A 15,436-nucleotide genomic window follows, 5' to 3' on the forward strand; every position below is an offset into this window, starting at 1 on the left:
GCATCGCGGAGCTGATCCGCGAGGGCAAGATCGCCGGCATCGCCGACATCCGCGACGAGTCGTCCGGCCGGACGGGCATGCGGATCGGGCGGGCGCGACCAGCGGCGGGCGTGGCGGTCCGGCGGGAGCGACGGTCTGGACCACCGCGGACCCGGGACAAAAAGAAAGGCGCCCCCGCCAGGGGAGCGCCCTTCTGCCGAACCGGTTCAGTGCGCCACGGTCGTCTCCGCGGCCAGGCGTTCGTCGCCGCTCAAAGTGGACAGTGGCTTCTCCTTGATGAACAGGACCGCGATCACCGCCAGGAAGGCGATCGGGGCGCCGATCAGGAAGAGCTCCGCTGTTGCCGAGCCGTAGACGTCCGCGATGATCTGGCGGACCGGTTCCGGGAGTGTGGTCAGGTCCGGGACCGCGGCGGTGCCTGAGCCGCCGCCCGCCGGGGCGCCGAGCTTCTCCGTGAGGCCGCTCGTCACCTTGTTGGCGAGGACCGCGCCCAGGGCGCTGACGCCGATCGCGCCGCCCATGCTGCGGAAGAACGTCAGGACCGACGTCGCCGCGCCCAACTCGTTGGCGGGCACGTCGTTCTGGGCCGCCAGCACCAGGTTCTGCATCAGCATGCCGACGCCGATGCCCAGCACGGCCATGAAGACCGAGATCAGCACCACGCTCGTGTCGGCGCCGATCGTGCCGAGCAGGAGCATGCCGACGGTCATGGTGAGGGCGCCGGCTACGAGGTACGCCTTCCAGCGGCCGTGCTTCGTGATCAGCTGACCGGCCACAGTGGAGGAGACCAGCAGGCCGAAGATCAGCGGCAGGCTCATCAGGCCCGCGACGGTCGGGGACTTGCCCAGGGAGACCTGGAAGTACTGGGCCAGGAAGACCGTGCCGCCGAACATCGCCACGCCGACCAGGATCGAGGCGACCGTCGCGAGCGAGACCGTGCGGTTGCGGAAGATGTCGAGCGGGATGATCGGCTCCGCGGCGCGCGACTCGACGAACACGGCGAGCGCCAGGATCACGACGCCGCCCGCCACGAGGACCGCTGTCTGCCACGAACCCCAGGCGAACTTGCTGCCCGCGAGGGTCGACCAGATCAGCAGCGTGGAGACGCCCGCGGTGATCAGCAGGGCACCGAGCCAGTCGATTTTCACTTGGCGGCGTACGACCGGCAGGTGCAACGTGCGCTGCAGAAGGAAGATCGAGAGGAGGGTGAAGGGTACGCCGAGCAGGAAGCACCAGCGCCAGCCGAGCCAGCTGGTGTCGACGAGTACGCCACCGATCAGCGGGCCCGCGATCGTGCCGACGCCGAAGACGGCACCGAAGATGCCGGAGTAGCGGCCCAGCTCCCGCGGCGGGATCATCGCCGCCATCACGATCATCGCGAGCGCGGTCATGCCGCCGGCGCCGACGCCTTGGACGACGCGGCTGACGATGAGTACCTCGACGTTGGGCGTGAAGCCCGCGATCAGCGACCCGGCGACGAACAGGCCGAGCGACAGCTGGATCAGCAGCTTGCGGCTGTAGAGGTCGGCCATCTTGCCCCAGAGCGGCACGGTCGCGGTCATCGCGAGGAGCTCCGTCGTGACGATCCAGGTGTAGACGGACTGGCTGCCGTCCAGATCGGCGATGATCCGCGGCAGCGCGTTGCCGACGATGGTCGAGGCGAGGATCGAGACGAAGAGGCCGACCATCAGGCCGGAGAGGGCTTGGAGTACCTCACGCCGGGACATCCGCGCGGGCGAGGTGTCAGCGGCTTCTGGCGGCGGCTCAGGCGGGTGCGACGTGGACGAGGTGGTGACGTCGGTGGTCATCAAGTGTCCTTACTGGAGGGATGTGCCGTGCAGCTGTGGTGTGGTGGGGTTTCTGGGTCTCGTTCGTGATGTGTGCCGCGAGGCCGACGTCGTGGGGTGGGCGGTTACTTGTCGCGAATACCGGTTCTGCTGACGCCCCGGGAGGCATCTCCCCCGCAGGCGCCTGACTGGCTCCTTCAGCGAGGCGACGGGCTTCTGGTGTCCGCTGATCCGGTCCACGGACGCCGGCGCCAACGGACACCGACCATCAGGTCCGCAAACCGCCGAAGCAGCGGTCTGCTCGCGAGGTTCCTTATGTCCACCGACCCAGTTCAGCGGACGTCGTCACCAACGGAGCCGACCATCAGGTCCGCGAACCGCCAAAGCAACGCCCGGGTCGCAAGGTTCCGATGTCCACCAACCCGGTCAGCGGATGTCGTCACCAACGCAGCCGACCATCAGGTCCGCGAACCACCAAAAACAACGCCCGGCTCGCGAGGTTCTAATGTCCACCCGACCGGTTGGGTGGACGTCGTCACCAACGGAGCCGACCATCAGGTCCGCAAACCGCCGCAGCAACGCCCGGCTCGCAAGGTTCCGATGTCCACCGACCCGGTTCGGCGGACGTCGTCACCCGCGGAAGCCGGCCGTCAGTGTCGCGAACCGCCGAGCGATCGCGTCCGGCTGATTAGGGCCACGTCCGCTGATCCGATCCAACGAACGTCGTCACCAACGGAATCCGGCTTCCATCGATGCCGCGACGATCGTGCCCGGTTCGTTGGACGGCGGTTCCGGCCCGCCGGCGGACCGCACCGCCCGTCTTACGCCTGCGCGAGGTCGGTCCCGATGAAACCGATCCCGGCAGAGTCGCCGCCGCGGGCAGAGCGGCCGTGCCGTCATGATCCACTAGGCGTCACCTCCGGCGGTTGTTGGTTCGGCCAGGCCGCTTGCCACCATGTCGAAGGCCGCGTCCACCAACTTCGCCAGCGTCGCCGGCCCTGCGCTCGGGTCCTCGTTGGCCCACCTCATCAGGGCGACCCGGAACGCCGCACCTGTGACCGCGGCCGCTACGGCCGGGAACGGGTCGTCGGCGGGCAGCCCCAAACGGTCGGCGACCGCGGCCGCGACCGCCATCTCGGACTCGACGCTCGTCGCGAGCAGGCGCGGGAGTAGCTGCGGGTTCTCGGAGACCACTCGCATCCGCAGCGCGACCGTCTCCCGGTGGTCCTCCATCTGGTGGATCACCGGGATGAAGGCCAGCCGCATCGCCTCGACCAGGCTTGTGCTGGCTGGCAGCGAGCGGAACAGCTCCAGCGCGTGCCCGATCTCCGTGTCGCCGCCGAGCAGGGCTTCGTCCTTGCTCGCGAAGTAGTTGAAGAATGTGCGCGACGAGACGTCGCACGCCTCGCTGATCTGCTCCACCGTCACGTTGTCGAGCCCGTGCTCCGCCACCAGGCGCAGCGCGGCGGCGGAGAGCGCGGCGCGGGTCGCCAGCTTCTTCCGGTCGCGACGGCCGAGCGCGGGAGCGGTGCTCATGCGAAGACCATACCTGATGATCTTGCACGACACGAAAGTTTTTAGAATGTGAAGCGAGGCACAGATCAGGGGTACGTCAAGAGGTGCGCACCGCGCATAGCGAAGCCGTCAAGATCGTGGATGGCCGTTCGCGCCCGCGCTGAGCTGGGCACATGGCAACAACTCGGCACCCGACGACCCCCCGGGTGACCCCCGGCATCGAGCTGGGAATCGGCTCCGTCGCGGCCGTCGTACTCACGATCATGCTGGCCTCGGCGCCCCTGACGCTCGGCCTCGCCGGGCTCGCGGCCACCGCCGTCGTCGGCGCGGTGCTCATCCCGGACTGGCGCTACAGCCTCGGCCTGGCGGTGATCACCTACTTCTTGTTCGTCGGCTTCATCGCGGGCGACATGGGCATGCTGTCGTGGCGCGGCCACGACGCCCTCTGGCAACTCGCCGCCTTCGGCCTGGCCTACATCGCCGGCCTCACCCTGCGTTGGGTCCTGCACGCCCCACCATCGGACTGACGCAGGCGGGTTCGGCCAGCCGGCTGGCGCGTTCCGCCATCGTCCGGCACCGGCGGCGGCGCGGATGGTCAGGTTGTGCGGTTCATGACCTCGTTCATCCGCGCCGCCGGCGACGATCGGCATCCCGCTGGCCCGGTCGATGCGGGCCGACCGCCCCGAGCCGGTGTTATCGCCGTGTTCAGCGCGGCGACCGTGGGCGCGGCTCTGGCGACCGTTGCCGCGTACAAACGGACCTGTCCACTTCGGACAGCATCGTCACGTTGACGTGGGATTGGCCGGCCGAACGACCGCCGCCCGTTCTGGTCGAGGCGGCTCGGCGCGCCACCCGGGTGCCGGGGTGCGTACCGCCGGCGCGCCGTCGTGGAAACATAGGGCGCATGGCTGGTGAAGAGCGCGACGGAGTGCCACTGACCAACCTCGACCAGGAGCTGTTCGACGGCGCCGGTGCGACCAAGCGCGACCTGGTCGACTACCTCGACGCCGTGCACGGGCGGATCATTCCGGCGCTGCGCGACCGGCCCCTTTCGGTCATCCGGGTACGCCCTGGTCAGCCGCCGTTCATGCAGAAGAACCTGCCCAAGTACACGCCGGACTGGGTCGCCCGCGCCGACGTTTGGGCCGACCGGTCCCGGCGGATGGTCAGTTACGGGCTGTGCAACGACCGGCGGACGCTGATCTGGTTCGCCAACCAGCGGGCGGTCGAATATCACCCGGGGTTGGCGGTCAGCGACGACTGGGCGCACCCGACGCATCTGATCCTCGACCTCGACCCGCCGGCCGGAGGTGCTTTCCGCCTGGCGGCGCAGGCGGCGCTGCTGGTCCGTGAGGTGCTGTCGTCGTGCGGGATGGCCGGTGCCCCGAAGACCAGCGGCGCCAAGGGAGCGCACGTCTTCGTGCCGCTGGCCCCGGGGCAGGCGCACGACGACGTGGCGGCCGCGACCCGGGCGATCGCGGCACGGGCCGAGCGGCTGGACCCCGCGCTGGCGACGACCGCCTTCATCGTCGAGCAGCGGGACGGGAAGGTCTTCCTCGACTCGACTCGGGCCGGCGGGGCGACGGTGGTCGCCGCCTACAGCCCACGTCTGCGGCCCGGGGTTCCGGTGTCGTTCCCGCTGCCGTGGGATGCGTTGGAGGCCGCGGTGCCGGGTGATTACACGGTTCATACGGCCGTGGCGGCGCTCGGGGACAGCGATCCGTGGGCTGAGCTCATGCCGGAGCCGCAGGGGCTCGATCCAGGGCTGGTCGAGGAGGGGCACACGATCCCGATCGCTCGCGTGGTCGCGATGCACGAGGGGAAACGCCGGGCCCGGGAGCGGCGCGCGGAGGAGTGAACAAGGCGAGGCCGGCGTTGCCGCCGTCCGCCCTGAGCGAGCCGACGAGCCCTACCGCCCGATCGGGGTCATGTCGGCGTAGCGGTCACCGACCGGCGGCCGGATCGCGCTCAGCCGGTCGAGCTGCGCCGCCGTCAGCGTGAGGGACTCGGCGGCCGCGTTCTCCTCCAGACGCCCCACCTGGGTCGTGCCCGGGATCGGCACGATGTCCGGACCCTGTGCGAGCACCCAAGCGATGGCGACCTGCGCGGGAGTGGCGGAGACCTCGGCCGCCACCGCCCGTACCTCCTCGACGATCTTCATGTTCTCCGCGAAGTTCGCGGCACTGAACCGCGGCAACGTGGCACGGAAGTCGTCACTGCGCACGTCGTCAGGCTTGGTGAAGCGACCGGTAAGGAAGCCACGGCCGAGCGGCGAGTAGGCGACCAGGCCGATGCCGAGCTCGCGGAGCAGCGGCAGCACCTCGTCCTCGAGGTCGCGGGTCCACAATGAGTACTCGGACTGCAACGCGGCGACCGGGTGTGTCGCGTGCGCGCGGCGAATGGTCGAAGGCCCGGCCTCGGAAAGTCCGATGTGGAGCACCTTGCCCTCGGCCACCAACTCGGCCATCGCGCCGACAGTTTCCTCGATCGGTGTGGTCGGGTCCACCCGGTGCTGGTAGAGCAGGTCGATCCGGTCGGTGCCGAGCCGCCGCAGCGAGCCCTCCACGGCGATCCGGATGTTCGAGGGTGAGCTGTCGAGCTTACGCGTCGCGGGCCCGGCACGGTGCGTGAGCTGGCCGAACTTGGTGGCGATCACGTAGTCGTCACGGTTCGCCGCTACCGCCCGCCGCACCAGCTCCTCGTTGATGAACGGCCCGTAGACCTCAGCCGTGTCGAGCATCGTGATGCCGAGCTCCGCGGCGCGCCGGATGGTGCGTACCGACTCGTCGTCGTCGCCGAAGCCCTCGTAGTACGCCGACATGCCCATGCAACCCAGGCCGAGGCGGGCGACGTCGAGCGCGTCACCGAGCGTCACATGTCTCATACCCCGACCCTAGCTCCGCGTCCCTGCGGCGGCAGAACTGTCGTAGCCAGGTGTGATGCTGGTCTGGTGAGGTTCTCTTTCGACGCCGAGCTGTGGCTGTGGGCGGCCCGGCGCGACGACAGCTGGGTGTTCGTCACGCTGCCGGTCGACGCGTCCGCCGAGATCCGCGACCGCACCGGTGGCATTCGGCGCGGTTTCGGCTCGGTGCGGGTCAACGTCGCACTCGGTCGTAGCGCCTGGCGCACATCGGTGTTCCCCGACAGCGCGAGCGGGTGTTATGTCCTGCCGCTGAAGAAGGCCGTGCGGCGGGCCGAGGGCCTCGATGCCGGCGACGTCGCCACGCTGAGTGTCGAGCTGATCGACGCCTGAGGCCCTGGGGCACACTGCGGCCCCAGGGGCGCCCAGGCGTCAGGCCCGGGTCAGGCTGGCGATCTCGGCCTGCGACAGCTTGAGGTCCAGGGCGGCCAGGTTGTCCTCCAGGTGCTCGAGGTCACCCGTGCCCGGGATGGGCAGCATCGCCGGCGAGCGGCCGAGGAGCCAGGCCAGCACGACCTGGCGGGCCGAGGCGGAGTGCCGCTCGGCGATCTCGTGGATCGTCGGGTTCTTGTCGAGGTCCTGGATCGGCGCCCACGGCAGGAACACCATCGACTCCTGCTCGCACAGGTCGACGATCGTCTCCGACGCGCGGTCGTCGACGTTGTAGCGGTTCTGGATCGAGACGATCGGGGTCAGCCGCTGCGCCGCGCGGATCTGCTCCTCGTTGACGTTCGACAGGCCGATGTGCCGGATCTTGCCCTCGTCCTTGAGCTTGACCAGTTCACCGATCGAGTCCTCGAACGGCACCTTCGGGTCCGGCCGGTGGAACTGGTAGAGCGGGATCTGCTCGATCCGGAGCCGGCGGAGCGAGCCCTCGCACACCTCGCGCAGGTGCTCCGGGCGGCCGTCGGCGGGCCAGCCCACGAACGGTTCAGGGCGGAGCAGGCCACCCTTGGTGGCGATGACCAGATCTTCCGGGTACGGGTGGAGCGCTTCGGCGATCAGTTCCTCGCTGACGTTCGGGCCGTACGAGTCCGCGGTGTCGATGAAGTTGATGCCGGCGTCGACCACGCCACGCAACACGGCGATGGCCTGGTCCTTGTCGGCCGGCGGTCCCCAGATGCCCGGCCCGGTGATGCGCATGGCGCCGTAGCCGAACCGGTTGACAGTGAGGTCCCCGCCGACGTCGATCGTCCCCGCGGAGGTGGCGTTGGGCATGATGCAGCGCTCCAATCAGACGCCGGAGGCGAATGCGACAGGCGTTCGCCTCCTGGTTCTCCTGGAGCCTAATCCCGCGCTCAGCCGCCGAGGTTGGTGAGTGTGGCGATCTCGGCCTGGCTCAGGTCGAGGTCGACGGCGGCGAGGTTGTCGTCGAGGTGGGATGGGTCGCTCGTGCCCGGGATCGGCAGCATCGCCGGCGACCGACCGAGCAGCCAGGCGAGCGAAACCTGCCGGGCGGTGGCGGAGTGCCGTTCGGCGATCTCCCGCAGCGCCGGGATGTCGTCCGCGCCGATGATCGGTGCCCACGGGATGAACACCATCTGCTCCTGCTCGCACAGGTCGACGATGGTCTCGGACTCGCGCACGTCGATGCTGTACCGGTTCTGCACCGACACGATCGGTACCATCCGCTGCGCGATCCGGATCTGCTCCTCAGTCACATTGGACACACCGACGTGCTGCACCTTGCCCTGCTCCTTGAGCTGGACGAGGGCGCTCATCGACTCCTCGAACGGCACCTTCGGGTCCGTCTTGTGGAACTGGAAGAGCGGGATCTGCTCGAGCCGCAGCCGCCGCAGCGAGCCTTCGCAGGCCTCGATGATGTGCTCGGGCCGGCCGTCCTTCGGCCAGAACCCGTCCGCCTCCCCGTCGTCGGGCCCGGTGCGGTACATGCCGGCCTTGGTCGTGATGACCAGATCATCGGGGTACGGGTAAAGCGCTTCAGCGATCAGCTCCTCGCTGACGTTCGGCCCGTAGGTGTCGGCGGTGTCGATGAAGTTGATGTCCTCGTCGACGGCCCGCCGCAGGGTCGCGATGGCATCGCTCTTGCTGGCAGGTGGCCCCCAGATGCCCGGGCCCGTGATCCGCATGGCCCCGAACCCGAACCGGTTGACCGTGAGGTCTCCCCCGACGTCGATAGTCCCCGCAGAAGTCGCTGTAGGCATGGCGCACGCCTCCCATCTCTGGCGTCCGGAGGCGACCCGCCCCTTTCGGAGCCTAACTCCGCGATGCCGGTACGCCCGCGTTCGAGAAAATCGAGGCTTTTGTCAAACGCTGATCCGTGATGGGCGCCTTTGGCGCCTGGGTCGAGGGCAAGCGATCAACGCCGGGCTGTGCGGGGCGGGCGAACCTTGCGGTGTGCGGGCCAGTCGAGCGTCAGGTTGCCGCCGATCGGAACCGCGCGCCAACGCTCCGCCGCGGCTTCGAGCGCTGCCACCGCAGCGCGCACCGCCTCCGGCGGCGGGGCTTCCGCGGGCCTCGTCGCGAACCACTGCGCGGTGAGCTTGGCGACGTCGGCGCCCGGTTGCGTCACCACCGCTTCGACGAAGCCGCCGAGAAGCTCGGCGTGCTGGATGCGGTCGCGGTATTCGCGGATCAACGCGACCGACCGCTCCGCCGCGTGCGGCGGCCGCCGTCCGGACTGATGGGTCATGCTCTTGAACACCACACCGCCGGCGATCGCACCCCAGATCCCGTCGGCGACGCGCATCGCGTCCTCGACCGTGAAATGGACCAGGTCGTGCGGCAGATCGGCGGTGATGGGGCCCGCGCTCATGCGGTAGACGACGCGGTCGTCACGCTCGATCAGAATCGAGCCCCACACATGGTCCGGAGGCCGATCGAACGTCACCCGCATCATCTGAGAATGACCGCGAGGTCCCTACGACTCAACCGGTTTAAGCGGTGCGGCTCAGCGGCGGGTGAGGCCGCGGTCGCGGGCCAGGCGCGACAGGATCGGGCGGATGCTGAGGCCCGTGCCGCCCAGGGCGACCATCCCGACACCGAGGTCGACCGAGACGCGGCCCTGGCTCGCCCAGTAGACGTCCTTCAGATCCAGGAGCAGGGCGAACTCGTCGACGATCAGCGCCAGGCCCGAGCCGTAGACCACGCCGGTCAGCGGGTGGCGGCGCTTGCGTTCGCAGCCGGCCACCGCGAGGCCGCCCACCGCGCTGACCATGCCGATGCCCCACATGTAGTGGTGGAGGTGGATGCCGCCGATGCTCACGTTGTGAAATCGCGTGCCGCCGCTGCGGATGCTGTAGGTGATCGCCCGGACCGCGGCGAAGGTGACCGTGAAGCCCAGCCACGACCAGAGCACGGAGCGTTCGCCGGGCTGGAGCTCCTCCTGGTACGCGCGGCGAACCTCGGACGGAGTAGGCACGGTGGCCTTCGACGTCGGGGTGTCGGGCGAGCCGTCGGCCATGGCGCCAACGTACCGTGATGTGGGCCTTTTCGTGTTTAATCGTCCGAACCTGCACGCCCCGTCCACAGCTGCGACGCGGTGCCCTCGGCCAGGCGTTTCTCGTACACGCGGACCTTGTAGCTGATCATGCTCAGGCCGACCGACAGCGCTTCCATCTGCGCCTCGATCCGTTCCTGATGTGCGCGCAGCAGCGCCAGCCGGTCGGGCTCGTTGCCGGGACCTTCGCGGACCAGATCGGCGTACGTCCGGATCGCCTCGAGCGGCATGCCCGACTCCCGCAGCCGCGCGCACAGTTCGACCCACTCGATGTCGTCGTCGGAGTAGACCCGCCGCCCGCCGCCGTCCCGGACGATCGGGCCGGTGAACAGGCCCTCGCGCTCGTAGTAACGCAGCGCGTGCACGCTCAACCCGGTGCGGAGCGCGACCTCGCCGATGCCGTACGCCATGAACCGCAGGTTAACCCTTGAGCTAGAGCCCGCTCCAGCTCCTATGGTCCGGGCCATGACAGTCACCCTGATCACTGGAGGGTCCGCCGGCATCGGCGCCGCCACCGCTCGCCAGCTGCTGGCCCTCGGGCACCACGTCGCCGTCACCGGCCGGCGGGCCGACAAGCTCGACCGGTTCGGCAGCGAGCACCCGGCGGCCCTGACCCTCGTCTCCGACAGCGGTGTGCCCGCCGAGGTGCGGGCCGCCGTCGACAGCACGGTGGCGAAGTTCGGCCGACTCGACAACATCGTCGCCAACGCGGGGTACGCGACCCACGACGGCCTCGACGACGGCGACCCCGAGGCCTGGCGCGACATGGTGCTCACCAACGTGCTGGGCCCGGCGACGCTGATCCGCACGGCGCTGCCGCACCTGACCGCCGCCCGCGGCCGGATCGTGCTGGTCGGCAGCGTCGCGGGTGTCCTGCACTCACCCGGCAACGTCTACGGCGCGACGAAGTGGGCGCTGACCGGGCTGGCCGGCAACACCCGCATGCTGGTCACCGACCAGGGCGTCGGCGTCACGCTGGTCTCGCCCGGCGGCACGGAGACCGACTTCTTCGAACCGATCGGCGGCGCGCCGGCCGACCGGCCGGGCGGCTACCTGACCGCCGACCAGGTCGCGGGCGCGATCGTCTGGGCCCTGACCCAACCGGAAGGCGTCGACATCAGCACGATCACCATGCGCCGGATCGGTTCACGTTGGTGAACGAAGGTTGCCCGCGCGGCTGTGGGCCGCGCGGGCAACCGGTTCAGTTCAGCAGGAAGCGCTGCACCGCGGCGTCGCCGATCGGGTTGCGGCCCTGGATCGAGTGGCCCATGCCCGGCACGACCACCAGCTCACCCCGGGGTGTCTGGCGGGCCTGCTCCTGCGCCCACGGCAGCGGCGTCGACAGGTCGCGGTCGCCGGCCAGCAGCAGCACCGGCATCGTCAGCCGGCTCAGCGGTGGCTCGGCGTTGGGCCGGCTCGGCGGCCAGGACTCGCAGGTCGCGACGATGCCCTGTGCGCCGGCCACCTCCGTCGGGAACGGCCACGTCGACGTCGCCGGCAGCTTCGCCACCACCCGCGCCGTGGCCCTCTCCCGGACCGACAACGGCGCGCGGGGAGTGACCCACGGCAGTTCGTCGACGTCCGCGCAGAAGGTCGCGGCGTGGAGGCCTGAGCTGAACGCCTGGTACGGAGCACCGTCGCTGCGCAGCGCCTCCACCGCCGAGTCCAGCGGACCGGTTTCGCCCTGCGCGGCCAGGTGGAGGAACGGCAGCACCGGGAAGAAGGCCGAACCGGTCAGCTTCGGGTCCACGATGGACGCGATGACCAGAAAGTTGAACACGTCGACGCCGTTGCCGTACCGGTTCACCACCGTGGCCAGGTCGGCTGCCGGGTCGAAGCCGCAGTTCTGCTCCGCGCACGCCGTCCGCAGGACGTACGCGCTGCGGGCCAGCGCCTCCCGGTACAGCGCCGGCACGCCCCGCTGCGGCACCACCGAGTCCAGCACCATCCGCTCGACGCGCTGCGGATGCGTCAGGCCGTACTGGATCGCCACGAACGACCCGTACGACACACCGTCCAGGGTCCACCGCGGCACCCGCAGCGCCGCCCGCAGATCCTCCAGGTCCGCCACCGTGTCGGCGGTCGTGTAGAAGTGGCGCGCCGGACCGAGCAGGTCCGCGCACTCCTGCACCGCACCCGGCGACGGCGGCGTGACGTCCGACGACCCCACCTCGGCCTGCAGCTTCGGGCAGTCGATGCCGTTGGGCCCGGTCCCACGCTGGTCGAGCATCACGAGCCGGTAGTCGGCGAGCACCGGCGCCAGCCGCTGCCGGATCGTCGGCATGAAGCTGACCCCCGGCTGGCCCGGCCCGCCGGTCAGGAACAGCAGCGTGCCGCGGGGCGCGTGCGTGTTGCCAGCCACCGCCACCTGCAGGGTCAGGTCGCCACGGACCCGCCTTGACCGGTCAAGCGGAACGATCAACTCGGAGCAGGTGAAGTCGGTGACGCCCGGGCAGGGCCCGGAGTTGGTCAACCGGGGTTCGTGCCGGGTGGCGGCCGCCGCCGGTGCGCCGGCGACCAACACGGTCAACAGGACGAGCGCCGCGGCGAGCGACGGTCGTACCCTCATGGTCCCTCCTCATTCGCACGTTGCGTGTCATGTGGAGGTCATGCTCGCCGCGCACCTCACGACCGGCGTTGAACATCGGTGCTCGATTCGGCGCCACCACCCGACAGCAACGCCCTGATCGCCGACGGCGACCGCCCGAGCCGCCCGCGCACCACCCGAGTCAGGTGCGCCTGGTCGGCGAAGCCGTACACCGCGGCGATCGTCCGCAGGTCCTGCTCGCCATCGGCGATCGCGTCGAGCACCGCCTGCAGCCGCAACCGGTGCCGGTGCGCGGTCAGGCTCTGTCCCGTGACCCGGTTGAACACCCGGCTCAGGTGGTGCGGCGAGCAGTTCACCTTCGCGGCGACCTCGGTCAGCCCGAGCGTGAAACCCTCCTCGACCAGCACCTCCCGCGCCCGGTAGACCAGTTTGCGGTGGGCGGCCTCGGTCGCGGGCCGTCGCCCGGCCGCCCGGTCGAGGTCATCGGGAGCAACGTGGCGCGCCGCCGCGAGCACAGCGTCGACCAGGCGCAACGTCCGTTCCGCGGCCTCGAACGCGTCCATCCCCCGGCGGCTCGCCGCCTCGAGCCCACGGTGTGCCAGGTCGACCCGGTCGTCCACGACGCCGTCCCAGGCGGGCCCGCTCAGCCAACGCTCGTCGGAGGTGAACCGGTTGACGTCGCCGGGAGCGAGTTCGACCACGGTGTACGTGTCGCCGCAACCCAGCGGATGGGCCACCCGCAGTTCGTCGCCCGGCCGGATGACCAGGGCCGAGGTGCGGTCCGCGAAGGCCTCCCGCCCGTTGACCCGGCGCAGGTAGCCGCCGGACCGGCCGAGGATGATCCGCCCGGTCTCCTCCACCATGGACGCGCTGAACGACCGGCCGTCCTCGAGACACCGCACGACGTAGCTGGGCAGCCCACACTGCCGGCTCAGGAAGTGCCACGTCCCCTGCACCGTGCCATCGGCACGCCGCCGCTCATGCTCGTCGGGCATACCTCGTACACGCGTTCGTCAGCCGTGAACGTTGTCGCCTGGCACCGGAAGCGCCGTTCGCCGGCCACCTACCGTCCACTTCGTGCGCATAACTTCCCCCACGCCATAACCCAGCACGTACCCCGATGGGGAGGGCAGAGCCATGGGCGCACTCGATCGCCGTTCATTCCTCAAGATGGTCGGAGCACCGGCGGTAGGCGCGGCACTCCCGGCCGGGCTCGACAAGGCCGTCGCGATCCCAGCCAACAACCGAACCGGTTCAGTCGCCGACGTCGAGCACGTCATCTTCCTGATGCAGGAGAACCGGTCGTTCGACCACTACTTCGGCACGCTGCGTGGCGTACGCGGCTTCGCCGACCCCCACCCGGTCACGCTGCCGTCGGGCAGGAGCGTGTTCCACCAGCCCAACGGCGCCGGCGAGCTGCTGCCGTTCCGGCCCGACGTGCCCGACCTCGGCCAGACCTTCCTGCCCGACCCGCCGCACGGCTGGAACGACGGGCACGCCGCCTGGAACGAGGGCCGCCACGACCGGTGGGTGCCCAACAAGGGCGTCAGCGCGATGACCTACCACACCCGCGGCGACCTGCCCTACCAGTTCGCGCTCGCGGACGCCTTCACCGTCTGCGACAACTACCACTGCTCGCTGCTCGGCCCGACCGACCCCAACCGCTACCACATGTGGTCCGGCTGGGTCGGCAACGACGGCAAGGCCGGTGGACCGGTCATCACCAACGCCGAGGCCGGGTACGACTGGTCGACGTACCCGGAACGGTTGGAGCGCAACGGCATCTCCTGGCGCATCTACCAGGACGTCGGGCTCGGGCTGACCGCCGCGGGCTTCTGGGGCTGGACCAGCGACCCCTACATCGGCAACTACGGTGATAACTCCCTGCTCTACTTCCACCAGTACCAGAACGCCCAGCCCGGCACGCCGCTGGCGGACAAGGCGAAGCAGGGCACCGAGGTGAACAAGCTCGGCCGCGACCCGCTGCGTCTGCTCGCCGACTTCCGGTCCGATGTGGAGAATGGCCGGCTGCCGCAGGTGTCCTGGATCGTCGCGCCGGAGGCCTACACCGAGCACCCGAACTGGGAGCCGGGCTTCGGCGCCTGGTACGTCTCGCAGGTCATCGACATCCTTGCCGCGCACCCCGAGGTGTGGAGCAAGATGGCCCTCTTCATCACGTACGACGAGGAGGGTGGCTTCTTCGACCACCTGCCGCCACCGACCCCGCCGCAGACCCGCGCGCACGGCCTGTCGACGGTGTCGACCGTCAACGAGATCTTCCCCGGTGACTCGGGCAACCGCGCCGGCCCCTACGGCCTGGGCATGCGCGTCCCGATGGTGATCGTGTCGCCGTGGACCCGGGGCGGCTGGGTCAACTCGCAGCTGTTCGACCACACGTCGCTGATCCGGTTCATGGAGGCCCGGTTTGCCCGGCGCAACCGTGACCTGGTCGAATCCAACATCACTCCGTGGCGGCGGGCCGTCGTCGGCGACCTGACGTCCGCGTTCGACTTCAGGACGCCGAACCGGTCAAGGTCCGTCAAGTTGCCCGACACCGACGACTTCAAGCCCGACAACCTGATCCGGTTCCCCGACCAGGTGCCGGTGCCGCCGGTCGACCAGGCGGTGCCGCGCCAGGAGAAGGGCGTGAAGCCGGCCCGGGCGCTGCCGTACACCCTGGACGTCGAGGCGGACCGCAACGGCACGGGGCTGCGGCTGGAGTTCCGCAACACCGGCGCCGCGACCGCGGTCTTCCAGGTCCGCGAGGCCGGCAGCACGGCGGCGCCGCGGTCGTACACCGTCGAACCGGACAAGTACCTGACCGACAGCTGGCCAGCCGGCGCCGACCTTTCGGTGCACGGGCCGAACGGCTTCTTCCGCCGGTTCGCCGGCGACACCGACCTCTCGGTCGCCACCTCGTACGACGAGCGTCGCCTGGAGCTCCAGGTCGCCTTCGTCAACCACGGCCGCGAGCGGGTGTCGGTCACGGTCCGCGACGGGTACCGCGGCAAGCAGGTGTCGTTCTCGCTGCGGGCCGGTGAGAAGGAGCGCCGGGAGTGGGCGCTCAAGCACAACCACGGCTGGTACGACCTGACCGTCTCCGTGGACGGCGCGGTCGTGCAGCGCATCGCCGGTCACCTGGAGAACGGCGAGGACAGCTTCACCGACCCGGCCATGGGCGGCCTGGTCTGAGCATCGCCCGGGGG

15 protein-coding genes are annotated in these 15,436 nt (G+C 70.0%); 5 read left to right on the forward strand and 10 right to left on the reverse strand.

What is annotated here, in order from left to right; genetic code table 11:
* Positions 1–206: 206 nt before the first annotated feature.
* Complete coding sequence (locus AB0H87_RS08675) at positions 207–1,727, reverse strand: MDR family MFS transporter (protein WP_360141842.1); 1,521 nt, start codon at positions 1,725–1,727, stop codon at positions 207–209.
* A 966-nt stretch (positions 1,728–2,693) separates the two neighbouring features.
* Positions 2,694–3,323 carry a TetR family transcriptional regulator gene (locus AB0H87_RS08680; RefSeq protein WP_360141776.1) on the reverse strand — a complete coding sequence of 210 codons (630 nt, stop codon included), beginning with the start codon at positions 3,321–3,323 and terminating at the stop codon, positions 2,694–2,696.
* Positions 3,324–3,475: 152 nt separating this feature from the next.
* Between AB0H87_RS08680 and AB0H87_RS08685 the strand changes: the two genes are divergently transcribed.
* Both AB0H87_RS08685 and AB0H87_RS08690 read left to right on the forward strand, forming a co-directional pair.
* Positions 3,476–3,829 (forward strand): hypothetical protein, encoded by a 354-nt coding sequence (locus AB0H87_RS08685; protein WP_360141778.1) that lies wholly within the window; start codon positions 3,476–3,478, stop codon positions 3,827–3,829.
* Positions 3,830–4,197: 368 nt separating this feature from the next.
* Positions 4,198–5,160, forward strand: a complete 963-nt coding sequence (locus AB0H87_RS08690; protein WP_360141844.1) for an ATP-dependent DNA ligase — start codon at positions 4,198–4,200, stop codon at positions 5,158–5,160.
* Positions 5,161–5,211: 51 nt separating this feature from the next.
* Here the strand turns inward: AB0H87_RS08690 and AB0H87_RS08695 are convergent, their stop codons facing one another.
* Positions 5,212–6,186, reverse strand: coding sequence for an aldo/keto reductase (locus AB0H87_RS08695; protein ID WP_360141780.1), 975 nt, complete (start codon positions 6,184–6,186; stop codon positions 5,212–5,214).
* Between the two features lie 66 nt (positions 6,187–6,252).
* Here AB0H87_RS08695 and AB0H87_RS08700 point away from each other — a divergent pair, with 66 nt between their 5' ends.
* Entirely contained in the window at positions 6,253–6,555 is a 303-nt protein-coding gene (locus AB0H87_RS08700; RefSeq protein ID WP_360141782.1) for a DUF1905 domain-containing protein, read from the forward strand.
* A gap of 39 nt (positions 6,556–6,594) precedes the next feature.
* Here AB0H87_RS08700 and AB0H87_RS08705 read toward each other — a convergent pair whose 3' ends face one another.
* From AB0H87_RS08705 to AB0H87_RS08725, 5 genes are all read right to left on the reverse strand, one after another.
* On the reverse strand, positions 6,595–7,440 hold the full coding sequence (locus AB0H87_RS08705) for an aldo/keto reductase (protein ID WP_360141784.1): 846 nt from the start codon (positions 7,438–7,440) through the stop codon (positions 6,595–6,597).
* An 80-nt stretch (positions 7,441–7,520) separates the two neighbouring features.
* Positions 7,521–8,312 carry an aldo/keto reductase gene (locus AB0H87_RS08710; RefSeq protein ID WP_360141786.1) on the reverse strand — a complete coding sequence of 264 codons (792 nt, stop codon included), beginning with the start codon at positions 8,310–8,312 and terminating at the stop codon, positions 7,521–7,523.
* Positions 8,313–8,542: 230 nt separating this feature from the next.
* On the reverse strand, positions 8,543–9,079 hold the full coding sequence (locus tag AB0H87_RS08715; RefSeq protein WP_360141790.1) for a hypothetical protein: 537 nt from the start codon (positions 9,077–9,079) through the stop codon (positions 8,543–8,545).
* A 54-nt stretch (positions 9,080–9,133) separates the two neighbouring features.
* Complete coding sequence (locus AB0H87_RS08720; RefSeq protein WP_360141792.1) at positions 9,134–9,646, reverse strand: hypothetical protein; 513 nt, start codon at positions 9,644–9,646, stop codon at positions 9,134–9,136.
* Between the two features lie 35 nt (positions 9,647–9,681).
* The gene (locus tag AB0H87_RS08725; RefSeq protein ID WP_360141794.1) at positions 9,682–10,092 is read right to left on the reverse strand and encodes a MerR family transcriptional regulator; all 411 of its coding nucleotides are present in this window, start codon (positions 10,090–10,092) and stop codon (positions 9,682–9,684) included.
* Positions 10,093–10,147: 55 nt separating this feature from the next.
* Between AB0H87_RS08725 and AB0H87_RS08730 the strand changes: the two genes are divergently transcribed.
* Positions 10,148–10,840 carry an SDR family oxidoreductase gene (locus tag AB0H87_RS08730; protein WP_360141796.1) on the forward strand — a complete coding sequence of 231 codons (693 nt, stop codon included), beginning with the start codon at positions 10,148–10,150 and terminating at the stop codon, positions 10,838–10,840.
* A 43-nt stretch (positions 10,841–10,883) separates the two neighbouring features.
* Here the strand turns inward: AB0H87_RS08730 and AB0H87_RS08735 are convergent, their stop codons facing one another.
* Positions 10,884–12,251 (reverse strand): alpha/beta hydrolase, encoded by a 1,368-nt coding sequence (locus tag AB0H87_RS08735; protein ID WP_360141798.1) that lies wholly within the window; start codon positions 12,249–12,251, stop codon positions 10,884–10,886.
* 56 nt (positions 12,252–12,307) lie between these two features.
* Positions 12,308–13,225 carry a helix-turn-helix transcriptional regulator gene (locus tag AB0H87_RS08740; RefSeq protein WP_360141800.1) on the reverse strand — a complete coding sequence of 306 codons (918 nt, stop codon included), beginning with the start codon at positions 13,223–13,225 and terminating at the stop codon, positions 12,308–12,310.
* 142 nt (positions 13,226–13,367) lie between these two features.
* On the opposite strand from AB0H87_RS08740, the gene AB0H87_RS08745 reads away from it, so the two are divergent.
* Positions 13,368–15,422, forward strand: a complete 2,055-nt coding sequence (locus AB0H87_RS08745; RefSeq protein ID WP_360141802.1) for a phosphocholine-specific phospholipase C — start codon at positions 13,368–13,370, stop codon at positions 15,420–15,422.
* Positions 15,423–15,436: the final 14 nt, after the last annotated feature.

It is taken from the genome of Asanoa sp. NPDC050611, from assembly GCF_040654855.1.
Taxonomy (GTDB): domain Bacteria; phylum Actinomycetota; class Actinomycetes; order Mycobacteriales; family Micromonosporaceae; genus Asanoa.

Coding starts and splice junctions, on each gene's coding strand:
- AB0H87_RS08675 (WP_360141842.1), bottom strand. CDS start 1,727: ATGTCCCGGCGTGAGGTACTCCAAGCCCTCTCCGGCCTGATGGTCGGC.
- AB0H87_RS08680 (WP_360141776.1), bottom strand. CDS start 3,323: ATGAGCACCGCTCCCGCGCTCGGCCGTCGCGACCGGAAGAAGCTGGCG.
- AB0H87_RS08685 (WP_360141778.1), top strand. CDS start 3,476: ATGGCAACAACTCGGCACCCGACGACCCCCCGGGTGACCCCCGGCATC.
- AB0H87_RS08695 (WP_360141780.1), bottom strand. CDS start 6,186: ATGAGACATGTGACGCTCGGTGACGCGCTCGACGTCGCCCGCCTCGGC.
- AB0H87_RS08705 (WP_360141784.1), bottom strand. CDS start 7,440: ATGCCCAACGCCACCTCCGCGGGGACGATCGACGTCGGCGGGGACCTC.
- AB0H87_RS08710 (WP_360141786.1), bottom strand. CDS start 8,312: ATGCGGATCACGGGCCCGGGCATCTGGGGGCCACCTGCCAGCAAGAGC.
- AB0H87_RS08715 (WP_360141790.1), bottom strand. CDS start 9,079: ATGCGGGTGACGTTCGATCGGCCTCCGGACCATGTGTGGGGCTCGATT.
- AB0H87_RS08720 (WP_360141792.1), bottom strand. CDS start 9,646: ATGGCCGACGGCTCGCCCGACACCCCGACGTCGAAGGCCACCGTGCCT.
- AB0H87_RS08725 (WP_360141794.1), bottom strand. CDS start 10,092: ATGGCGTACGGCATCGGCGAGGTCGCGCTCCGCACCGGGTTGAGCGTG.
- AB0H87_RS08730 (WP_360141796.1), top strand. CDS start 10,148: ATGACAGTCACCCTGATCACTGGAGGGTCCGCCGGCATCGGCGCCGCC.
- AB0H87_RS08735 (WP_360141798.1), bottom strand. CDS start 12,251: ATGAGGGTACGACCGTCGCTCGCCGCGGCGCTCGTCCTGTTGACCGTG.
- AB0H87_RS08740 (WP_360141800.1), bottom strand. CDS start 13,225: ATGCCCGACGAGCATGAGCGGCGGCGTGCCGATGGCACGGTGCAGGGG.
- AB0H87_RS08745 (WP_360141802.1), top strand. CDS start 13,368: ATGGGCGCACTCGATCGCCGTTCATTCCTCAAGATGGTCGGAGCACCG.